This is a genomic window from Thalassolituus sp. UBA6592, from assembly GCF_002433655.1.
Lineage (GTDB): Bacteria > Pseudomonadota > Gammaproteobacteria > Pseudomonadales > Oceanobacteraceae > Venatoribacter.
The window spans coordinates 1-22,265 of sequence record NZ_DJIO01000165.1; the positions used below are offsets into that span (position 1 = coordinate 1).

At 51.4% G+C, this 22,265-nt stretch carries 23 protein-coding genes; all 23 read right to left on the bottom strand.

Features of this window, described 5'->3' with window-relative positions:
• On the bottom strand, positions 1 to 654 hold a 654-nt coding region (fliP, locus tag B2Z72_RS16640; RefSeq protein ID WP_297005342.1), incomplete at its 3' end, for a flagellar type III secretion system pore protein FliP.
• Positions 651 to 1,016, bottom strand: coding sequence for a flagellar biosynthetic protein FliO (gene fliO, locus B2Z72_RS16645; RefSeq protein ID WP_296984285.1), 366 nt, complete (start codon positions 1,014 to 1,016; stop codon positions 651 to 653). The genes fliO and fliP, both read right to left, overlap by 4 nt.
• 46 nt (positions 1,017 to 1,062) lie before the next feature.
• Positions 1,063 to 1,572 (bottom strand): flagellar motor switch protein FliN, encoded by a 510-nt coding sequence (fliN, locus tag B2Z72_RS16650; protein WP_296984286.1) that lies wholly within the window; start codon positions 1,570 to 1,572, stop codon positions 1,063 to 1,065.
• 17 nt (positions 1,573 to 1,589) lie between these two features.
• Positions 1,590 to 2,558: a flagellar motor switch protein FliM gene (gene fliM / locus B2Z72_RS16655; protein WP_297005344.1), complete on the bottom strand. Its 969-nt coding sequence runs from the start codon at positions 2,556 to 2,558 to the stop codon at positions 1,590 to 1,592.
• Between the two features lie 12 nt (positions 2,559 to 2,570).
• Complete coding sequence (locus tag B2Z72_RS16660; RefSeq protein WP_296980935.1) at positions 2,571 to 3,113, bottom strand: flagellar basal body-associated FliL family protein; 543 nt, start codon at positions 3,111 to 3,113, stop codon at positions 2,571 to 2,573.
• 397 nt (positions 3,114 to 3,510) lie between these two features.
• Positions 3,511 to 4,872, bottom strand: coding sequence for a flagellar hook-length control protein FliK (locus B2Z72_RS16665; protein ID WP_296980937.1), 1,362 nt, complete (start codon positions 4,870 to 4,872; stop codon positions 3,511 to 3,513).
• 110 nt (positions 4,873 to 4,982) lie between these two features.
• On the bottom strand, positions 4,983 to 5,327 hold the full coding sequence (locus B2Z72_RS16670) for an Hpt domain-containing protein (RefSeq protein ID WP_296980939.1): 345 nt from the start codon (positions 5,325 to 5,327) through the stop codon (positions 4,983 to 4,985).
• A 2-nt stretch (positions 5,328 to 5,329) separates the two neighbouring features.
• On the bottom strand, positions 5,330 to 7,051 hold the full coding sequence (locus tag B2Z72_RS16675) for an ATP-binding SpoIIE family protein phosphatase (protein ID WP_296980940.1): 1,722 nt from the start codon (positions 7,049 to 7,051) through the stop codon (positions 5,330 to 5,332).
• A gap of 12 nt (positions 7,052 to 7,063) precedes the next feature.
• Complete coding sequence (locus B2Z72_RS16680; RefSeq protein ID WP_296980942.1) at positions 7,064 to 7,369, bottom strand: STAS domain-containing protein; 306 nt, start codon at positions 7,367 to 7,369, stop codon at positions 7,064 to 7,066.
• Between the two features lie 110 nt (positions 7,370 to 7,479).
• Entirely contained in the window at positions 7,480 to 8,517 is a 1,038-nt protein-coding gene (locus B2Z72_RS16685; protein WP_296980944.1) for a protein-glutamate methylesterase/protein-glutamine glutaminase, read from the bottom strand.
• A gap of 15 nt (positions 8,518 to 8,532) precedes the next feature.
• On the bottom strand, positions 8,533 to 9,186 hold the full coding sequence (cheD, locus tag B2Z72_RS16690; RefSeq protein WP_296980946.1) for a chemoreceptor glutamine deamidase CheD: 654 nt from the start codon (positions 9,184 to 9,186) through the stop codon (positions 8,533 to 8,535).
• The gene (locus B2Z72_RS16695) at positions 9,183 to 10,025 is read right to left on the bottom strand and encodes a CheR family methyltransferase (protein WP_296980947.1); all 843 of its coding nucleotides are present in this window, start codon (positions 10,023 to 10,025) and stop codon (positions 9,183 to 9,185) included. Before B2Z72_RS16695 ends, cheD begins: the two co-directional genes overlap by 4 nt.
• Before the next feature lie 18 nt (positions 10,026 to 10,043).
• Positions 10,044 to 12,407, bottom strand: a complete 2,364-nt coding sequence (locus B2Z72_RS16700) for a methyl-accepting chemotaxis protein (RefSeq protein WP_297005346.1) — start codon at positions 12,405 to 12,407, stop codon at positions 10,044 to 10,046.
• A 50-nt stretch (positions 12,408 to 12,457) separates the two neighbouring features.
• Complete coding sequence (locus B2Z72_RS16705; RefSeq protein ID WP_296980950.1) at positions 12,458 to 12,964, bottom strand: chemotaxis protein CheW; 507 nt, start codon at positions 12,962 to 12,964, stop codon at positions 12,458 to 12,460.
• Positions 12,965 to 12,973: 9 nt separating this feature from the next.
• Positions 12,974 to 15,079 carry a chemotaxis protein CheA gene (locus B2Z72_RS16710; RefSeq protein ID WP_296980952.1) on the bottom strand — a complete coding sequence of 702 codons (2,106 nt, stop codon included), beginning with the start codon at positions 15,077 to 15,079 and terminating at the stop codon, positions 12,974 to 12,976.
• A 4-nt stretch (positions 15,080 to 15,083) separates the two neighbouring features.
• Positions 15,084 to 15,446 (bottom strand): response regulator, encoded by a 363-nt coding sequence (locus tag B2Z72_RS16715; protein WP_296980954.1) that lies wholly within the window; start codon positions 15,444 to 15,446, stop codon positions 15,084 to 15,086.
• A gap of 19 nt (positions 15,447 to 15,465) precedes the next feature.
• A complete protein-coding gene (locus tag B2Z72_RS16720) occupies positions 15,466 to 15,756 on the bottom strand; it encodes an STAS domain-containing protein (protein ID WP_296980955.1) in 291 nt (96 codons plus the stop codon).
• A gap of 293 nt (positions 15,757 to 16,049) precedes the next feature.
• The gene (fliJ, locus tag B2Z72_RS16725) at positions 16,050 to 16,508 is read right to left on the bottom strand and encodes a flagellar export protein FliJ (protein ID WP_296980956.1); all 459 of its coding nucleotides are present in this window, start codon (positions 16,506 to 16,508) and stop codon (positions 16,050 to 16,052) included.
• Positions 16,505 to 17,869, bottom strand: coding sequence for a flagellar protein export ATPase FliI (gene fliI / locus B2Z72_RS16730; RefSeq protein WP_296980957.1), 1,365 nt, complete (start codon positions 17,867 to 17,869; stop codon positions 16,505 to 16,507). The genes fliJ and fliI overlap by 4 nt, the downstream gene beginning before the upstream one ends.
• Positions 17,856 to 18,986, bottom strand: a complete 1,131-nt coding sequence (locus B2Z72_RS16735) for a FliH/SctL family protein (RefSeq protein ID WP_296980959.1) — start codon at positions 18,984 to 18,986, stop codon at positions 17,856 to 17,858. The genes fliI and B2Z72_RS16735 overlap by 14 nt, the downstream gene beginning before the upstream one ends.
• Position 18,987: 1 nt before the next feature.
• Positions 18,988 to 20,013, bottom strand: coding sequence for a flagellar motor switch protein FliG (gene fliG / locus B2Z72_RS16740; RefSeq protein WP_296980961.1), 1,026 nt, complete (start codon positions 20,011 to 20,013; stop codon positions 18,988 to 18,990).
• On the bottom strand, positions 20,006 to 21,715 hold the full coding sequence (gene fliF, locus B2Z72_RS16745; RefSeq protein ID WP_296980962.1) for a flagellar basal-body MS-ring/collar protein FliF: 1,710 nt from the start codon (positions 21,713 to 21,715) through the stop codon (positions 20,006 to 20,008). The genes fliG and fliF overlap by 8 nt, the downstream gene beginning before the upstream one ends.
• Positions 21,716 to 21,728: 13 nt before the next feature.
• On the bottom strand, positions 21,729 to 22,127 hold the full coding sequence (gene fliE, locus B2Z72_RS16750) for a flagellar hook-basal body complex protein FliE (protein ID WP_296980963.1): 399 nt from the start codon (positions 22,125 to 22,127) through the stop codon (positions 21,729 to 21,731).
• Positions 22,128 to 22,265 lie beyond the last annotated feature (138 nt).

Consider the following 22,265-nt stretch of genomic DNA (forward strand, 5'->3'; position numbering starts at 1 on the left):
CATCATCATACCCATGGCCATCAGAATACTTGCCACCACCAAATCAATGATCAGAAAGGGGATAAATATCAGAAAGCCTATCTGAAACGCGGTTTTCAGCTCACTGGTGATAAACGCTGGTATCAGAATATGAATGGGAGTTTCTTCCGGTGAAGCAATGTCTTCACGGCCACTGATGCGCATAAACAACTGCAGGTCGTTTTCGCGCGTTTGTGCCAGCATGAATTCGTGCAATGGTTTCACTGCCCGTTCTGCGGCTTCCATTGGCGTGATCGTTTCCGCCAGATAAGGTTGCACAGCATCGGCGTTAATAACGCGGAATACCGGCATCATAATAAACAGGGTCAAAAACAGAGATAAGCCCAGCAAAATCTGATTGGATGGTGTTTGCTGTAATCCAATGGCCTGACGCAGAATCGCCATAACGACGATAATACGGGTGAAGGAGGTCATCATGATTAATAATGAAGGCAGAACCCCCAGCAGGGTCATAATGGCCAGGATCTGGATACTGATGGAATACTCTCCGCCGTTATCCGTTTCCTTATAGGTCACTGCCGGAATCCCCAGATACGAAGGATCGTTATCCGCCGCCTGGGCGAGCAAAGGCAGCAGCGGCAGTAAAACCACTGTTATTAAACGTACAATATTCATTGTCTGATCGCTTTTTTCAGAAGATCCGAAAAATTCACATTCCCCTGCGGAACCTGAACCGCGAGGGGTTCTTCCAGGTCTGTCAGATGAGTGATCTGCTGGGAGGTAATGCCCACCAGAATCTGCTTATTACCCACCTGAACAACCGCAATTTTTTCTTTTACCCCAATACTCTGGGATTCAACAATTTTAAGATTGCCGGATGACTGCACGAAACCCTGACCGCGAAGACGACTGGCAAGCCAGGCAAGCACAAAGATCAGTGCAATAATCAGTATCAGAAAAATCAGCACCTTGCCCGCTGATGCCATCGGATCCGGCGCCGGCGGCAACGTCTTTTCTTCCGCCATTTCTGCGGCCATAGACCAGGCCGGAAGCATTAACAATATGGCTGCCGCCCACAGGCGATCAGCGCAGGCGCTGAATACGTTCACTCTGGCTCACCACATCGGTTAAACGGATACCAAATTTGTCGTTTACCATCACCACTTCGCCATGGGCAATTAATGTACCGTTCACCATGACATCCAACGGCTCACCGGCGAGCCGGTCCAGTTCAACAACCGATCCCTGATTCAGCTGCAGCAGATTGCGGATCGGAATCTGTGTGGAACCCACTTCCATCGAGATGCGTACCGGAATATCCAGAATAACATCCAGCTCCGGACCGTCACCGTTATTCACCGGTGCAGTACCCTCGTCGGTTACTTCATCCAGTGCAACCTGCTTTACATCATCGTCCTCTTCAGAGTCGCCGGACTCTTCCATCGCCGCTGCCCATTCATCAGCAAGCGCGGCTTCGTCATCACCGGCTTCGCTCATTTCAGAAGCCACAGAATCGGCCAGTGCATCCGCATCGATATCGGTGTTTTCTGCGGAATCTTCATTTTCCGGTTTCAGATCATCTTCATCACTCATAATCTGCTCCTTTCCTGTTAACGTCGCCGTTTGTGTATCTGGTCAATAATTTTGACCGCCATATTTTCGTTGGAAATACCCATTTTTCCGCGGAAAACCGGTACACCATTCGCCTGCAGAATAAATTCTTCCGGCATATCAACCGGAATAATATCCCCGGCTTTCAGTTCAGCGACTTCACGCAGTGTGATCTGCCGCTCAACCAGAGTACCGTGAACAGGCACCCTGGCTTCGAGAATATCTTCACGCAGGGACTGCAGCCAGCGCTCATCAACGTCATCTACGTCACTCTGCACACCCGCATCCAGCACTTCGCGGATCGGTTCGATCATGGAATAAGGGAAGGTCAGATGCAGATCACCGCCACCGCCATCCAGTTCGATGTGAAATGTACTGACCACCACCACTTCACTGGGCGAAACGATATTGGCCATCGCCGGGTTTACTTCAGAACCAACGTATTCGAAATCGAGTTTGACCACTGGCGCCCAGGCCTCAATCATGTCACTGAATACCTGGCTTAATACCAGCTGCACAACACGGACTTCGGTTGGCGTAAATTCCCGTCCTTCAATTTTTGCGTGGCGGCCATCACCACCAAAAAAGTTATCCACCAGCTTGAATACCAGCTTGGCATCCAGGATAAACAGTGCCGTCCCGCGCAACGGGCGCATTTTTACCAGATTAAGACTGGTCGGTACGTACAGGGTGTGTACGTACTCACCAAATTTCATAATCTGTACACCGCCAGACGCTACATCAGCACTGCGCCGTAAAAAGTTAAACATGCTGATGCGGGTGTAACGGGCGAAACGTTCGTTGATCATTTCCAGCGTTGGCATACGACCGCGCACAATGCGGTCGTTGCTGGTCAGGTCGTAGGACTTAACACCAGTCGCATCAATATTTTCTTCCGGCTCAATATCGCCGTCATCAACGCCGTGTAACAGCGCATCAATTTCATCCTGCGACAGTAAATCCTGCACGACTGGCCTTCCTCACTGCATCACAAAGTCGGTAAAGAGCACGGCTTCAACACCATCACTCTGACCGGTTTCACGTTTGATGATCTGAGCCAACGCGGCTGTCAGTTCATCCTGAAGTGCGATACGGCCTTCCGGCGTACGTAACGCATTAAAATCCTGCTCACCCAGAATGCGGATGATGTTGCTGCGAATCATCGGCTCATGCAGTGTCAGTGCATCCGCGATGGTTTGTTTTCTGGTCATCACTTCAATATTGGCCTGTAAAAATCTCTGCCGTGTTCCAACCTGAAAGCTGACAACAAATTCCGGTTTCAGAATGATGTACTGAGCCGGTATCTCCGGTTCTTCCACAACTTCTTCTACGGCTTCAGCACCTTCTTCTGCGGCAGCTTCATCGTCTCCCATAAAGAGAAAGAAATACGCCGCTCCGGCACCACCACCCAGCAGTAACAAGACAGCAATGATGATAATAATCAGTTTCTTTTTACCACCACCGGAAGAGCCTTCTTCCCCTTCCGCGCCACCATCTAATTTCAGATCCTGTTCTGCAGCCATATCAGACTTCTCCTGCTTACTGTCAATTTAGCAATAGCCGTGCCACCGATTTCCGTCAAAAATCCAACAGAACAAAAAACAACACAGCATTATCGGCGATCTGGCGCACCATCAAGGCTGGCGGGCTTTCGCGGTTATGAAAGAACCCGGACAACACGATGGAAACGTCCCAGTTACAGTTTAGAAGGTTCTCAGCAGGGCGCCGGGAATACGGCATAGAGGGTTAAGATTCGCTCAAAAAGCTGGGTTCCTGACGCGACAAGAAACAGGCGCTACAAAGAAAATGGCATGCCGAAGCAATTGGCGCAGAAAAGAAATTGAAGAGAACCAGAAGAAGGAGAACAGGGCCGGGTAAAGAGCATCTGTACCCGGCGCCTGCGGCAGACCTCGCCAACGATCAGGCGAAGGTATCCAGCAGCGAATTAACCGCCGAAACAACGCCGCGCGGCTCCTGCAATGATGATTCATCATCGGTTGTCAGGACACCGTCACTGCCATATTGATCATTACCATCACTGCCAGGCTGCCCGGACTGCTGTTGCGAAGAGCCGGACTGTGTGGATACATCAAATCCGCTGAGGGTCATCCCCTGCTGCGCCAGGGCATCACGTAGCCGCTGCGCATTGGCTTCAAGTACATCCCGAACCTGATTATTCTGTACCTGAACCTGCACGCTGGTCTGATCCTGATGAACCTGCAGCTTCAGCTCCATGCTGCCAAGCTCCGGCGGATCCAGCTGAATACGCGCTTCCTGAATTCCTTCAGCCACCATAGTGACGATACGACTGCCCAGAGCCGCACCCCACTTATTACCGTCACTGCCGAATTCCATGCGCTCACGCGCCAGCGTACGTTCTGTTTTCAGCAACTGATCATTGTTTACCTCCTGATCGGAGGTGGTAAACAGTTCAGCTGCCTCACTCTCACTGGTATCTGCCGGACTGCTGGCTGCCGCCAGAGCCGCCGTTTGCGCCGGATCAGCAGTGACTGCTGTCGTGTTATTCACAGGCTGCGCATTGGGCGCGGATGTCTGTGTGACGTTAAGCGGATTCAGCTGGGCCGTTTCGCGGCTGGACTTTTCTGTCACCGGGGTAAAAATCTCAGCGTCAGGATCCAGGCCGCTATCCTGATCGGTTTCTGTATCAGCGCTGTCTGCCGCCATCATATTTGCCGATGAATCAGCCGCTGATCTGCTCTTATCCATGCCTGCGGATTTATTTGCATCAGCACTGCGCGCCGGCGTTGCTGCCGCCGGGGCGGCTACGACCGCCGCTGCTAACACAGCACCAGAGGCATCGGTATCGGATTCATCTGTGGGCGTAGTAATCTGCAACGCTTCAATATCCGTCATCAGCCCGCCCTGCGCTAAGTCATCTGTATCAGTCTCAGCGGGTGAGAGGCTGCTGACCGGTATCGGCTTTTTGCCTTGCGCGATCTGCTCAAGTACAGAACGCAACTGATCGTCAGCGACAGCAGGATCCGTGAGATTGACTGCAGCGCCGGCAAGCGGCAGTGACGGCGGCAAGTGCTGGTCGTCCGGCGGCAAATTCTGTAACTCAGATAAACCTGCAGAAGCCAGATCGCCATCCGCTAATAAACCTGCCAGATCGTCTTCACTGAGGCCCAGATCCGCCAGCAACGTCGCAAACGAACCGTTGCCGGAATCCCCGGAAGTCAGCTCTGATGCCGGTGCATCGAGGTTCTGACCCAATGACATAAACAGATTAAGAATGGAGGAGTTTGATCCCATTGCGTTCATGCGTCGCTCCGTTAAGGATTGAATCCCGTGCCATCAGAGGCACCTTAATGGGTATAACGCAAACACCGGGCCAGATTGTATTCAGAACGAATAAAAAGACTGCGCCCCGCTCACAGCATTTGCTGCATCAGAGCCTTGACTGCATCATACTCCTGCTCAATGGCAGCAATTAACGAGGCAGTATTTTCCAGGCGGTTTTCACGCCCGGCGTTTTCCAGTTCATAACATAGTTTGGCAAGTGCTGCGGCTCCGATATTACTGCTGGCACCCTTAAAGCTATGGGCCAGTTCGCGCAGTGATTCGGCATTTCCGTCATCGCTTGCCTGATGAATGGCTGGCAGACGTGCTTCAGAGTCCTGCATATAGACCTGAATCAATTCACCAAACTCTTCTTCCATCACTTCACGCAGCATATCCAGCGCTTCGGTATCGAAATGATCAACCAGATCCGGCACAGTCAACTTCCTCCATCCTGTGTCTGCGGCCATCGTATCACCGCTTCAACCTGATTGCCTACGCCCAGATAGCGCAGGGAGCTACAGATGCTGTTAATCAGCGGGATGCCGCGCCCTGAGTAGTTATTATTCCCCGTACTGTTATCGCGGTTAAAGCCGATGGCAGCATGATCAAAGCCGCTGCCACTGTCTTCTATGCGCAGTGTCAGCTCACCACTGTGGCCATCTCCGTTGTGCTGCATATGAATACGCACATAACCGCCTTTCAGTTCTTTCAGCCTTTGTTCACGCTGCTGGTAATATTCCAGAAAGCCATTGGCTGATCGCTTCAGAGCGGAGTTCAGTTCCAGCACGCCATGTTCAAAGGCATTGGAAAATAATTCGGCGAATACGGTGTACAGCTGCCCGCCCATCTGCCGCAGTCCCGGCACTTCCATCATGATGTGCATCATCAATGGCATGGGGTTAAAGTTTTTCAGACTGTCCGGCCCCAGTTCATAAGTCATTACCCAGTCTACCGGGCCGGATACCGGACCGGCGGACACTTCCATTATCACGTCACGATAGTCTTCCTGCTCAACCATGGTTAATTCCAGCAGGGTCGTATCATCATCCTGATCATTGCCTTGCAGAAAATCCGACAGCGTACTCTGAATACCATCAAACACGTCTTCCGGCCGCTCTGACTGGGTGAATACATTGCGCAAGCGTTCTTCGCCGAACATCTCGCCATCCGGATTACGCGCTTCCTGAATACCATCCGACCAGAGAAACAGACGATCGCCCGGGTTTACCTGGATTTCCTGCAGATTATCGGAAAACTTTTCATTGCTCAGAACACCTAATGGCAGATTGCTCGACGACAGCGTCTCAACTGCCAGAGTATCGCCCCGCAGCAGGAAGCAGTCGGGCAGCCCGCCCATCCAGATCCCCATGGATTTACGGTCAATATCAAGATCCACAACAGCTGCACAGCAGAAAAAACCGACCGGCAAAATCCCCTTAAGCTTAAGGTTCATTTCGCGCAGAATATCCGGTATACCAAAGCCTTTCGCCGTCATACCGTAAAATATTTCGGCCAGCGGCATGGCACCGATAGCTGCCGGTAAGCCGTGGCCTGTAAAATCACCCAACAGCACGTGCATCCCACCCGCCGGTTTATGAGCGGCCAGCAGCACGTCGCCGTTAAATACCGCCAGTGGCGACAACATGTAACGGATATTCGGCGACGACAGACAGCCGGCGTGAGCAACATTATCAAACACCGCTTTGGCGACATGCTGCTCATGCATCAGATGTTCATTGTTCTGGGCAATGGTATCGCGCTGCTTCTGCAGCGTGCGGTTCATGTCCCGCATGCGATAGAAGGAATTGATCTTCGCCTGCAGAATGATGTGGTTGTAGGGTTTGGACAGAAAGTCGTCACCGCCGGATTCCAGACAGTCGGCAAGACTCTGAGCATCCGTCAGCGAGGTAAGAAAAATGACAGGAACAAAATCTTCGCCGGCCAGGGTTTTAATCTGACGCGCAGCTTCGCGTCCTCCCATGACCGGCATCATAACGTCCAGAAGTACGATATCGGGCTGATGCTGCTCAAACGCTTCTATGGCAAGGGCACCATTTTCCGCTTCAAACACCTGATATCCCTGATTGCGGACAATCCGCGACAAAACCATCCTGTCGATCTGATTATCATCCGCAATCAGTACTTTGATGCTATCCATACTGCTCTGGACTTAATGAATCTGAAACAGCTGTTCGAAGTTCGAAATCGTCAGAATCTTACGCACATCCTGATTGCAGTTAACGATCTGCACGTTGGCGTTATCGCCCCCGGCAAAATCACGCAACAACAACAACATGCCCAATGCAGAGCTGTCGAGATAAGATGTTTTGCCGAGATCAACGACAAAACTCTTTACATCCGCTGCCGTGTTCTCGTAAGCGTCACGGAAATCCTGATGTGCGCTGAAATCAAAGCGCCCATCCACCTTAATGGTCAGTTCCCGTCCGTCGCCTGCGAGTGATGCCTGTACACCCATCGAATATTCTCCATAAATTTCAGTAAGCTAAGCAGCCTGTCAGCATGCCCGCCTCATCTCACTTTTATAGTTTTAGCACAAAGCACAGGAAAGTCATGGCCAACGCACCTTTATATTGCTTCTTTGAGCATAGCTGCCGCAATTTTACTGAGAGGCAGAATCTGATCAGCCGCTTCCAGGTCAACAACCGCCTTAGGCATCCCCCAGACCACGCTGCTGGCTTCATCCTGTACCAGAGTAACCGCACCTTCATCGTGACGGCGTTTCATCGCCATAGCGCCATCAGCGCCCATACCCGTTAGCATGACAGTTACCAGCTTTTTGCAATCCACGTACTTTGCCAGTGAGTCAAACATCACTTCAACAGACGGACGGTGGCGATTGACCTTCTCTGCATCCGACAGCACGCAATACAGGCTCTGCCCTTCTTTACGGAAGGTCAGATGAAAATCTCCGTGGGCGATAATCACCCGGCCTGGCTTCACTTCCAGACCATCACAGGCTTCGCGCACATCCATCGCCAGACTTCGGTCAAGACGGGTAGCCAGAGAAGCACTGAATACCGGCGGGATGTGCTGAGTGATTACGATCGGCGGACAGGTGGATGGCACCGTACTGAGTAACTCGCGGATCGCTTCCGTGCCGCCGGTAGAAGACCCTACTGCGATCATTTTGCTGTATTTAGCGTCAGGCTGTGGTGCCGGGTTAACCCGCAGGTTCTTCTTACCTGCTATTGGCTGAACCCGGGCGTTTGCCGCCATACGCACCTTCTCTATCAGTCGGCCGGCAAACTTATGATAACTGGCTTCATCCTGTGCCGTGGGCTTGGCAATATAATCAATCGCCCCCATTTCCAGAGCATCCAGCGTTGCTGGCGCCCCGGCCTCCGTCAGGGTCGAAACCATGACTACCGGCATAGGCCGGAGACGCATCAGGTTATTGAGAAACTGCAGCCCATTCATTTTGGGCATTTCAACATCCAGCGTCAGCACGTCAGGATTCAGCTGTTTAATTTTTTCCCTGGCAATAAAAGGGTCGGCGGCCATCCCGACCACCTCGATATCCGGGGAATTCTCAAAGACCTCACTGAGCATTTTGCGCATGAGGATCGAATCGTCGACAATCAGAAGACGAATTCTGGTATCCATACGAACCTCCGGTACCTAGAACAAGTCAATGCTGCCAGCGTCAGAAACCGAAGGCTTGGCCATTTCTTTCTGGTACGCGACTTCACGTTTAATAATTGTATCGTTCTGCAGTTGTTTGATCCTTCTGACTTTGACCGATCCGGTATCGGGGAAATAAAGCACTTTACGCGCGAATTCATCACCAAGGTCGGATGCCATTACGCTCAGGCCTTCGTTCTGCAGATAATTGTAGGCGAACAGAATATTTCTCTGACCAATATCGGTCATCGATGCGATCATCTGACCGCCACCGAACAGCTTCACTTCCAGATTCTCCCGACGCCCACCGCGCTTAAGAATTTCGTTGATCAGATACTCCATGGCCCAGTTACCGTAACGGGACGCATGCGTAGAAGGATTACTGCCCCAGACATCGGATGAATGCTCACCCTGCTCCGGTAACATAAAATGATTCATACCACCGATACCGCGAACACGATCACGGATACAGGCAGAAATACAGGACCCCAGAACGGTAACAATCATTTCACCGTGGGTGGACACATAAAATTCCCCCGGCAGAATCTTGGCCGCCCAGACTTTATGGATGTTGTCCCAGTAACGATTTACATGTTCAAAACCAGAGCTGGCCGGCGGTTGAACCGGCCGCGGTGCATCATGAATACTCATCGTGCCTTCCGGTAAATTGTTTGCCCCAGAGAATCAAAGCGATCACTGATACCTGACAGGTTTTCTGAGTGCCCGATCATCAGATGAGCACCGTCCGGCATCATATCGGCAATACGTTTAAACAGAACTTTCTGGGTATCTTTATTAAAATAAATGACGACATTCCGACAAAAAACGATGTCGAACGGCCCTTTCATCGGCCAGTTTTCCAGCAAATTCAGGCGCTTGAAGTGCACCATGTCGCGCAACTCGTCCTTAACCTGAATGGACCGTCCGTCTTTATTGACGCGGAAATATTTCTTCAGGATGTCTTCGCTCAGGCCGTCGGCTCCCGACATGGAATAGACACCATTACGCCCTGTCTCAAGTACGTTTGAATCCAGGTCCGTGGCCAGAATCTTGATATCCCAATCAGAAGGAAAGCCCGCCTGTTTAATGGTAATGGCGATCGAGTATGCTTCCATTCCGGTTGAAGAGCCTGCAGACCAGATACGCAGACGCTTACTGTCCTTGCGGGCGAAACGCAGAGCTGGCAGAAGCTCATCACGCAGGAAGCGAAAGTGATGTGATTCGCGAAAAAACGAAGTCAGGTTGGTTGTCAGCGAATTAATAAAATCCGTTGATTCCTTATCCAGATTATTTTCGAGATAGTCCAGGTACTCGCGGAAAGACGCCAAGTGAAGAGTTCTCACCCGGCGCGCAATCCGTGAATACACCATGCTGCGTTTATGATCAGCGAGAACAATCCCTGTTAACTCACCAGCCATTCTGGAGATCTGCTCGAAATCCTTATCGGTCATCAGGAATTCGCGTTTTTCCTCTTCCTCTGCTGCGCCCATATCTGACTAATCTCCTGATCAGAATTCCGCCCAGTCATCATCATCCGAACTTACAGAAAAGCCGGTATTCTTCTGTCCGGTTGTCGTGCCGGTCGATGCCGGTTTGGCTGGCGCAGCCGGAGCGGCGCTGACAGCGGTCATACCAACATTCATACTGCGATGACCTTCACTGAGGCTGAAGAATTCCATCATCTGCATCATTGACTGCGCCTGTTCTGCCATGGCTTCACCGGCAGCGGAGGCTTCTTCCACCAGCGCTGCATTCTGCTGAGTCATTTCATCCATCTGCGCAACCGCACTGTTGACCTGTTCGATACCGGATGACTGTTCACGGGCAGCAGTACTGATTTCTTTAATCATGACTGACACACGATCAACCGAATCGATAATTTCACCCAGAGTTTTACCGGATTCGTTCACCAGAGAAGTACCGGCTTCCACTTTATCGACGCTGTCACGGATCAGGTCTTTAATTTCACGCGCTGCACCAGCAGAGCGTTGCGCCAGGTTACGTACTTCGCCCGCCACAACCGCAAATCCGCGTCCCTGCTCTCCGGCACGGGCTGCCTCTACCGCAGCATTAAGTGCCAGCAGGTTCGTCTGGAAGGCGATTTCATCAATCACACCAATGATGTCGGCAATTTTCTTACTGGCGTCATTAATTTCATCCATTGCCACCACAGCTTTACTGACCACCTGGCCACCGGTTTCTGCTTTCTGTTTGGCAGATGCTGCCAGCTCGTTAGCGTGCACCGAGTTTTCACTGGTCTGTTTAACGGCACTGGTCATCTCTTCCATACTGGAGGCTGTTTCCTCCAGGCTGGACGCCTGAGATTCCGTACGTTTGCTTAAGTCTGCGTTACCCTGGGCAATTTCGCTGGCACCGGTGGACACAGTGGATGCTGCTTCACGGATCTTGGTAATGATTTCGGTCAGACGGTCAACGGTAGCGTTGGCGTCCTGCTTCAGTTTGTCGAACGCGCCCTGATAATCATCATCGATTTTGCGGGTCAGGTTACCATGGGCGAGTGCATCAAATACGCGAATTGTATCGCTGACAACACTGTCGGAAATCGTCAGCAGGCGGTTCAGACCATCAGCCAGTTTCAGGAAGAAACCATCTTTACCCCGGGTCTCAATGCGGCGGGATAAATCACCAGCTGCTGCGGCATCCACAATCTGATCAATTTCTTTTTCTGCAAATACTTCCTGGGTACGATCTTTCCATTCAAGGATGGTACCGATACGTTCATTATCATCGTTATAAATCGGATTAGCGGTTAACGCGAAGGTACGGCCACCAACCACAATTTCGGTATTGTAGGTTTTGCTCAGTGCACTCAGCATCGAACGCTGATGAGCCGGATTTTTATGGAAGGTATCGATATTTTTTCCCATCAGAGAGGATGCATCAAAGCCCGGGATATCCTTACGCAGATCCGCTTCGGCATCGCCCATCATTTTGGTGACAGCGTCGTTCATATAAATGATATTACAATCGTTATCAGCGATCATGGCATTGGTTGCCACAACATCCAGCGCCTGCTTGACACGGGCATTGGCATTGGCGATTTCACGTTCGCGGGCAGCGTTGGCCATTTCTTCTGTTTTGTCGATCCATTCAACAATGGTGCCCACACGCTTACCATTCGCACCGATCCATGGCGTAGCGATCAGAGAGAAATTCAGACCAGCAACATTGAGCATGGTTTTAAATGGCTTTTGCAGTCCGGCGATCATGCCACGCTGATGCTCTGGTGCCTTGTGAAAAACATCCACATTAGTACCCACCAGATCTTTAACGCTGAACTTTGGTAATGCCTTTTTCAGATCATCTTCACGATCAGACAACATATCAACCAGGCTGTCATTAACGTACTGAATCACCATGTTGTTATCTGCCAGCATCACGTTAGCCTGGCAGATTTTTAATGCACCAGCCGCGTCAGCGTTAACCTTATTCTCTTTGTCTTTCAGCACACGTTCAGTGATATCGGTTGCATACTTAACCACTTTAAAAGGCTTACCGGTTTCATCTAACACCGGGTTGTAGGACGCCTGAATCCAGACTTCTTTACCGCCTTTAGCGATCCGCAGGTACTCGGCCTGATGGAACTTGCCGCGATTGAGGATATGCCAGAAATCGCTGTATTCCTCGCTTTCACGATACTCACTGTCAACAAAGATGCGGTGGTGTTTACCTTTCACTTCGTCAAGGGAGTAACCCATAACATCCAGGAAGTTCTGATTGGCATCCAGAATAGTACCGTCCATAGAGAATTCGATCCGCGCCATACTGAGATCCAGTGCGGACATCACGGATTCCAGCTCCTTCTCGCGCTGGCTAACTCCGGAACCTGAAAACATGCTAAAAATGCTCATTACCTTCTCCTATCCTGCAGACAAGCTGCCGAATCAAGTATGCAGTGCCTTTATTCTGTTATTTGACCAACATTTCCCAGTTGTCCCGGGATGCTGAGCAGTTCGTTCACATCAAGAAGAATGACCATCTTCTCATTCACATTAACCAGGCCTTTAATGAAGCCCGAATTCTTATCTTCTGTCAGTTCTGGCGGACGACGGGTAGAGCCGTCAGAAATGGTGTACACATCAGATACGGCATCAACCACAATCCCCATAACCCGCTCACCATATTTGCCGTCCACTTTCAGAATAATCACCACGGTCACAGGACTATAATCCACCTGTTTCAGACCGAAGCGCAGACGCAGATCCATAATGGGAACAATGGTGCCGCGCAGATTAATTACGCCCTTTATGTACTCTGGTGCGTTAGGAATCATAGTGGACGCTTCCCAGCCACGGATTTCCTGTACGGCGAGGATATCCACGCCATATTCTTCATCTGCCATCATAAAGGTCAGGTATTGCTGCTCATCAAGACCGACAGTTTCTTTGACTTGTTCTGCTGCACTCATTGCTATGCCCTACGCTGCCTTATCGGATGATGTGATTTTTTTGACCGGTTCGAGATTTTTGCCGATGTTGGAAATATCGATAATCAGCGCCACCGTGCCATCACCCAGAATGGTTGCACCAGAGATACCGTTCACTCTCTGGTAGTTCTGTTCCAGACTCTTAATTACAACCTGCTGTTGTCCCAGCAGATCATCAACCACTATGCCAATTTTTTCGGTATCACCTTCAACCACCACCAACATAGGGTTTTCGAATTCTTCTTCTTTGGCGCGCAGGCCGAACATCTCATCCAGACGCACGATAGGAATATATTCATCGCGCAGCTTCATAACGTACTGGCTGCCGGTAATGTGATTAAGCGACAGCTTCTGCAGCTGAATGGATTCAACAATGGATACCAGCGGGAAGATGTAGGTTTCGTCTTTGACTTTAACCAGCTGCCCGTCAAGGATTGCCAGAGTCAGCGGCAGACGAATGGTAAACGTGGAACCTTTCCCTTTATTGGATACCACTTCAATGGTGCCGTTCAGTTCATTGATATTACGTCGCACAACGTCCATACCAACGCCACGACCTGATATATCACTGACGACATCCGCAGTTGAAAATCCCGGCATAAAAATCAGCTGATGAATTTCTTCTTTGCTCAGCTCAACGTTGTCTTCGATTACCTTATTTTTACGGGCTTTTTCCAGAATTTTCTCTTCGTTAAGGCCGGCACCGTCATCTTTTACTTCAATAACGATATTGCCCCCCTGATGATAGGCATTCAGGGTGATGGTGCCTTCTTCAGACTTACCGGCCGCCAGACGTTTATCGGTTGTTTCCAGTCCATGGTCCATGGAGTTACGTACCAGGTGAACTAATGGATCGCCGATTTTTTCCATAACGGTCTTATCCAGTTCGGTATTTTCACCCAGCATGACCAGATTCACTTTTTTACCCAGCTGACTGCCCAGATCACGCACCAGACGCGGAAAGCGGCTGAAGGCGAAGCTGATTGGCATCATGCGGATTTTCATCACGCTTTCCTGCAGCTCACGGGTATTCTGTTCGAGCTGAGACAGTCCTTCCTGCAGACGGGCGAGACGATCCATATCAAAATCCTGACCCAGCTGACCAAGCATTGATTGAGTGATAACCAGCTCACCCACCATGTTGATCAGGCTGTCTACTTTATCGATGGAGACGCGGATAGATGATGGCTCCGCATTTTTCTGCGGTGCTTTTTTCGCTTTTGCCGCAGCGGCAGCAGCACCGGCGACAGCCGCAGTATTCACCGCGGCAGCAACCTTCTCAGGAACAGGCAACGGAGTTACTTCAGCGGTCTGCGCTGCAGCGTCTTCATCGGTATATTCAGCGGCAGCTTGTGCAGGCGCTGCAGTATCTCCGGCAAGAGGATGGATAGCGATTTCACAATCATCAGCAACCCATTCAAAAACCCCTTCAATGGCGGCTTTATCAACATCCGTGCGGACGTACAGATCCCAGCTGATATAACACTGCTCCGGAGTGAGAGAGGTCAGTTCAGGAAGGCGCGACAGATCCGGCACCACTTCCAGGTTCCCGGCGCCAACAATTTCCTGCAGCTCACGGAACATACGGAATGGTTCATTACCTGTCTGCAGCAGATCTTCAGCCGGAATAAATGTGACATGCCAGCCGGCGCCTGCGCTGCCGACTGCGTCTTCAGTAACGTTTTCAGCCACCTCTTCTGCAGCACTTTCGCCGTGCAGAATGGCCTCAAATTCCGCTTTTAATCCCGCTGCGCGCTCAGAATCCGGTTCATCACCTGCCTGCAGACTGGTCAGCATTGCACGCAGGCAATCCACTGACTGCAGAAACAGATCCACGTATTTTGTTTCCATCTGGCGTGTGCCAGAACGGATTTCATCCAGCAGGGTTTCCACGACGTGGGTGAAATTAGAAACCTGCATAAATCCAAAGGTACCGGCTCCCCCCTTAATGGAGTGAGCAGCCCGGAAGATAGTGTTCACCGTTTCAGCGTCAACTTCCTCCGGCACCAGGTCGAGGAGCTGACTTTCCATAACATCCAGCCCTTCGAAACTTTCTTCAAAGAAAACCTGATGAAATTGTGAAAGATCAATGCTCATACATTTACCCCAGTACGCGTTTAATCGTGCCCAGCAACTGATCCGGATTGAATGGTTTTACGATCCAGCCGGTGGCACCTGCCTGCTTACCCTGCATTTTCATGTCGCCCGCAGATTCCGTAGTCAACATAAGTACAGGTACAAACTTGTAATCGGCCAATGTCCGTAATTCCTTAACTAATTCGATGCCATTCATGTTTGGCATGTTTACATCAGAAAGGACCAGATCGTATTTTTTCTGGCTTGCCAGCTTGAGGGCTTCTACGCCGTCGCATGCTTCTTCAACATCATGCCCGGCACCCCGCAGGGTAAAAGAAACCATCTGTCGCATGGATGCAGAATCATCAACAGCTAAAATGCTCGCCATGTTTTAACTCCCGTTAACGTTAGTGCTCTGTATTTGAAAGGTGTAAAGCCTGGGTAAGGCCCAGATAACCAGCAGTTTCCACTAACACATCAGAATACCCCTGCCAGTGAATACGGTGCCCTGTTTTATCCAGTGTAGTCTGCAATGAAAGCAGCAGTTGCAGACCTGCGGTATCACAGAACTGAACCTTGCTGGCGTCAATTTGGATCTCGCCACCCTGGATAACGGACTTTTCGGTTTCGGCAAACAGCGCTTCAACCTGGTCGATACTCAGGCGCTCGCCGCAATTGATGGTGATGGTGTCTGTCATATTCAGCCCCAATAAGCCTTACTATGACTCTAAGATTAGACGCAGATTTTCAGCCTGCTAAAGAAATCGCACTATTGATAGACATAAACGTATTTTTACTGACACAGGTTAAGGTCAGACACGGCGGGGGATACAGAGGCAGGGACGAAATTGAGCGAATCAAAAAACAATAACAGAATGTATTCTGCTATTGTTCGCAAATGTAATAATACAGACGTACCGTTTATAACCCGCATAACCCGTTATCATGCACAGACGGCTTAGTCCGTGATCAGCGATAACTTAATCCGTGATCAGTGATAAGGAGAAGAACGCGCTGCATTGCGACTGGTCCACTCATCGGACTGCTTCTGCGCTTCTTTGTCAGCAACCTGCGCTGCTTCCAGCTCCAGCCGCTCTATCAGTTCCTGCAGTGCTTTTACTTTGCCATGCAGCGCAAGGTAATTCTGGCGGGCGTTGTCTGTCTGCTTCTGCAACAGGGCAATCTGTTGCTGCTGCGCATTAATAGCCTGCTCAATCTGCCCCATAAAGCCAATGGTGTTATGGATCTGTCCGGCACTGACAGCAGTGGAAGACGGGGCTGATATTTTCTGCTGATATTCGAGACTGTAGGTCAGCAGCTGCTGTCGCTGCTCCTGCTCCGCCGCCAGCTTCTGCTGCAAAGCGCCCCACTGGCTGAGCGCCTGCTGTTCTTCGCGCTCGGTCAGATCAAGAACAACCTGCAGACGTCTGGCGCGCGGATGGCGTCTCATCGCGCTTTAGCCTGCGCGTTATTTGATTGATTGCCCTGAGCGGGAATCGGAAACAGTTCATTCAGGGCATTGGCGCTGGCGTTAAGATCCGAGCCTTCACTCAGTCCCTGACGCAACATGGCTTTAATTTTTGGCAGCCGGTCAATGGCCAGATCCAGCAGGTTATCATTACCCGACTGATAGGCTCCGACGGCAATCAGATCCTGATTCTGACGATAATGTGATAACAGCTGTTTACACAGCTGTGCCTTGCGCAGCCAGTCTTCACTGACGATCTGTGGCATAACCCGGCTGACCGATGCTTCCACATCGATCGCCGGATAGTGACCTTCTTCCGCCAGTTTCCGTGACAACACAATATGGCCGTCAAGAATTGCCCGGCTGGCATCGGCCACCGGGTCCTGCATATCGTCACCTTCACTGAGCACGGTATAAAAAGCGGTAATCGAGCCACCACCCTGTGGACCATTACCGGTGCGCTCAACCAGCTTGGGTAATTTATTAAATACGGACGGCGGATACCCTTTGGTTGCCGGAGGCTCTCCCACGGCAAGGGCAATTTCACGCTGTGCCTGGGCATAACGTGTCAGCGAGTCCATTAACATCAGCACATTCAGCCCCTGATCGCGGAAGTACTCCGCCACCGAGGTGCAATACTGAGCGGCACGCAGGCGCATTAAGGGTGAGTCGTCCGCCGGGGATGCCACGACTACAGAACGCTGCAGACCCTCTTCTCCCAGAATTTCGTCGATAAATTCCTTCACCTCACGGCCACGCTCGCCGATCAGACCAACGACGACGATGTCGGCATTGGTAAAGCGGGTCATCATGCCCAGCAATACACTCTTACCGACACCTGAACCGGCGAACAGACCAATACGCTGGCCACGGCCAACGGTCAGCATCGAATTGATTGCGCGGATACCGACATCGAGCGGCTCGCGAATAGGAGCGCGATGCAAGGGGTTAATAGTCTGCCCCTGTAAATGGCCCTGACTGATCCCCTGCAGTGGCCCACGGCCATCCAGAGGGCGTCCTGTGCCGTCCACCACGCGCCCCAGCAGACCAGGCCCCACCGGCACATCCGCAGCAACGGTCAGCGGCCACACGCGGGCCCCCGGGCGCAGCCCTTCCATCTGTTCAATCGGCATCAGGAAAATGCGTTGCCCATCAAAACCAACCACTTCGGCCTCGATATCGCCTCCCTGCTGACGCTCGACCATACAGCGGTCACCCACCCTTACGTTCAGACCAATCGCTTCCAGCGTCAGGCCAACCATCCGGATCAGTTTACCGGCGACTTTGGGCTGATAAGGAGATTGCTCGCCCAGCACCCCTGCCCAGCGCTCACTGAGGCTCATCCGGAACCTCGGTGGATACAGTACGCGATGCATTATAAGAATCTGGCTGAGAGCCGTTTTCGGAGTCCTGAAGAAGGTCAGCAGAGGCAGCTTCAGCGCTTTCTTCTGCCCGGTTGAGAATGTCTGTCGCGGCAGGGTCTTCAGCCAGCGGGGATGGTGGCGTGTCGTCAGCAAGGGCGGCATCGACCGCCTGCTGAAGTTCTTCGTTTATTTCATCCGCTGCGTCCGGCTGTTCAGTCTGCTCAGCAATTGCCTGATGCAGCTGATTCTGTTCATCATCGTCCGGGAAACTGGCAGCTTCCTGCATCAGCATTGGCAGAACCCGCTGCAGCAGCTGATTCAGGTGATCGGCGGTGGAATATTCAACCAGTGAGTGCTCACTTTCGACACGGCATTCACCGGCACGCAGTTTATCGTCCACGCGGTAATGCACTTCATCGCCGGTCATATCCAGACTGTTTTGCAGATGCGCAGCGTCATCAGGGCCGACAAAAACTTTAATCTGTTTTTCACCAGCCGGGAGTTCGTCCAGTGCATGGCGCACGTACTGATAAATGTTACGCGCTCCGCTGTGCAATTCGGTCTGCAGTACCTGTTCACACATACCCGCCAGCATGGCTGCCAGCACTTCCGGCAATGCCTGATCGCGTTCAACGATACTGGCCTGCAGATGCTGAATCAGACGATTCAGACGGCCGGAGATATTATTGATTTCCGCCTGCGCTTTACGCAGTCCTTCGGCGTGGCCTTCTTCACGCCCCTGTTTTTGCCCTTCTGCTTTGCCTTCAGCAAATCCGGCATCGTAACTTTCTTTGTGGCCAGCCTGATAACCGTCTTTATGGCCCTGCTGACGCCCTTCCACCAGACCCTGCTCAAGGCCATCGTTGTAGGCTTCACGACGGATATTTTCCAGCTCTTCTGCGGTTGGCAGATTCAGCTCTTCTGCCTCTTCCTGCGCAGACTCTGTGGCTACTTCTTCCTGCTTTTTCTCTTTTTCTGCCGTCCAGCCCGGCGGCTCCGTCCAGAACGGCAGACGCCAGGGTTTTACGTCTTTTTTATTTTTGACGTCTTCTTCATGCAGAGGATGAAAATGATGCGGCTGACGGATTCCAGTCATATTACATCATGGCCTCACCACCACCGCCGAGCACGATTTCACCGGCATCCGCCAGACGTCGGGCAATGGTAAGAATCTCTTTCTGCGAAGCTTCCACTTCGCTGACTTTAACCGGCCCTTTCGCTTCAAGATCATCACGCAGCAATTCGGCCGCACGTTTCGACATATTCTTGAATATCTTTTCCTGCACGGCCGGGTCCGCACCTTTCAGCGCAACAACCAGAAGGTCGGTGGAAACTTCGCGCATCAGTGCCTGAATGCCGCGGTCGTCGACATCCACCAGATTGTCGAAGACGAACATAAGATCCTGAATCTGAATACCCAGATCTTCGTCCACTTCTTTGATCTGTTCGAGCAGGTCCGCCGCCATGGTGCTGTCCACAAAGTTGACAATATTGGCCGCCACTTTGACACCACCCATACTGGTGGTCTGAGCACCCCCTTTGCCAGAGAACTGACGCTCAAGAATATCGTTCAGCTCATGCAGTGCAGCCGGCTGAACCGCCTCCAGTGCAGCAACCCGCATAACAATATCGAGACGTACTTTTTCCGGGAAATTGGAGAGAATTTCTGCCGACTGGTCAGCGTCCAGGTAGGACACCACGATCGCCTGAATCTGTGGGTGCTCATGACGGATAAGGTCCGCCACCTGGCGCGATTCCATCCACTTAAGTGAATCCAGACCTGTGGTATTACCGCCCAGCAGAATACGGTCAATCAGGGCGCCGGCTTTATCGTTACCCAATGCCTGTGTCAGCATATTCCGGATGTATTCGTCAGAGCCGAGTCCCATGCCGGTCTGACCACTGACGGCTTCCAGAAATTCAGCGACCACGCCTTCAACCTGCGACTGATTAACGTTGGCTAAAGTGGCCATGGCGGTACCGACTTTCTGTACTTCTTTCGGCCCCATGTGCTTGAGAATTTCAGCCGCGTCTTTTTCCCCCAGCGTCATCAGCAGAATCGCTGAGCGTTCCAGGCGGTTCAGTTTGGCAAGATCGTTAGCGCCGTTATTATCTTCAGGCATTTTCTTCGTTCACCCATTTAATAACCAGATTGGCAACCCGCGCCGGATCTTCAGCAATCAGGCCTTTAAGCGCATCCAGCTGCCGTTCAAAACTTTCCGATGCCCCCGGTAGCAGGAATTCATCCATCCCCGCCAGGGTTACTTTATCGTCATCCAGACCGGCTTCGGCGTCTTCAAGTTCATCCAGCAGTACCGAAGTTTCGTCACGTCCACGATTGGCAATACTTTTGATCGTTGGCCGGATCACACCGAAAATCAGCACCAGAATAAACAGACCAGCCAGAACCTGTTTCATAATTTCCCAGAACCATGGCTGCGTCCAGAAATCCGGATCGCCCAGTTCCAGCTCACCTTTACCCATGAAAGGTGAATTAATTACGTTAACACTGTCACCACGGGCGGCGTTAAAACCAACGGCGTCTTTCACCAGTACTTCCAGACGCTGTAAATCAGCATCTTCCCACGGCAGATAGACAGTGTCGCCGTCAGCATTCACAGAAGCCCTGTCATTTACGACTACTGCGACAGTCAAACGACGGATACGGCCAGGCTGTTGTTGTTTGTAACTTAATGTACGATCCACTTCGTAATTACGTGTAGCTTCTGAGCGACGATTAACCGTTGCACCGCCGGCACCGGCACCACCGTTCGCCTGTTCCGGTGCGGTCGCCGCCGCCGGTGGCTGATTGGATAATGCACCCGGAATACCACCATTGGTTTTATCCGCGTTTTCTTCATCAACCAGCTGCTCACTGCGCAGGGCAATAAGATCCGGGTTATAAAGTTCTTCGCTCTGTTCCTGGATAGTAAAGTCTACGTCGGCAGACACTTCTGCTTTATAGTTTTCCTGACCCAGCACTGGCTTGAGAATATTATTAACCGCCTGAGTAATGCCTTCTTCTAATTTTTCGGTGTATTCCAGCTGTTTATGGGCAACCATTTCACTGCTGTCTTCCGGTTCCATTTTAGACAACAGATTGCCGAACTGATCTACCACAGACACATCGGCACGTTCCATTTCTGACACGCTGGAAGCAACCAGATTCACAATGGCTTCGACCTGGTCGCGGGAGAGATTCTGTCCGGCGTACAGTTCAACAAAAACCGACGCGCGCGGTTTACGCTGATCGCGGACAAACACAGATTGCTTCGGCAAAGCGAGATGCACACGGGAATTACGCACGGCTTTTACGCTGGCAATAGTACGCGCCAGTTCACCTTCCAGGCCGCGGCGATAGCGGGCATTTTCGATAAACTGACTGGTACCCAGAGTATTGTCCTGATCGAGTACTTCCAGACCGACAGTCTTGTCGTCAATCAGACTGGCCGCCGCCAGCTTCATCCGGGCTTCGTGCAGATCGCTGGCTTCTACCATTAAAATCTGACTGGAAGGATCAATTTCAAAATTAATGCCTTCCTGTTGCAGAATTTCAATAATGTCCTGAGCGTTATGATCCTGCAGACGATGAACAAGGGGTTTATAGGTCGGCTCCTGCGACCACAGCATAATGGCAAATGATAACGCCACCACCAGAGCGATACCGCCGATAACAGCGATCTGACGGACAATCGACAGACGGTTAAAACCGGCAAGAACCGGATGGCCTCCTTCTGCAGCTGCAGAAGTACTTTCTGCCGGCAGATCTGATTCCGGAGCCGTTGCGGCGCCTGCGCCTGTTGCTTCAGCGGGTACATTTTCCATAAGGGTCTACCTGTTATACCGGCATATTCATGACTTCTTTATAGGCTTCGACCAGCTTGTTGCGCACCTGGGTCATCGCCTGAAAAGAAACACTGGATTTCTGCATGGCAATCATTACTTCCGGCAGATCAATGGAAGGATCACCCTGTTCAAAACGCGTCGCCATTTCCGCTGAGGTTTTCTGATGAGCGTTTACCGTATCAACGGCGTTTTTAAACATGGTCTGGAAATCCGGTACAGTATTATCACCGCTGATCGCGGCGGTGGACTGCTGTTCACTGAGTTGCTGTACCTTATCCGCCAGACTGGGACGCGTTTCTGTATTAATAGCGGCAGGCTGCTGTTCACGCATCTGCGCCTTAACCTGACGCATCTGCATCAGTACTGAATTAATATCAACCCGATCCACCATATCCTTTCCCTCACCCTGGACAGCTAGTCCGAAATATTGACGCTTTCTGCCGGTTTTTCTGTATTAATTTATGACTCTGCAATCGGCTTGCCAATTTGTTGTGGCGATTTCGTTTTTCAGGTGTCAAAAAAAAGCGCC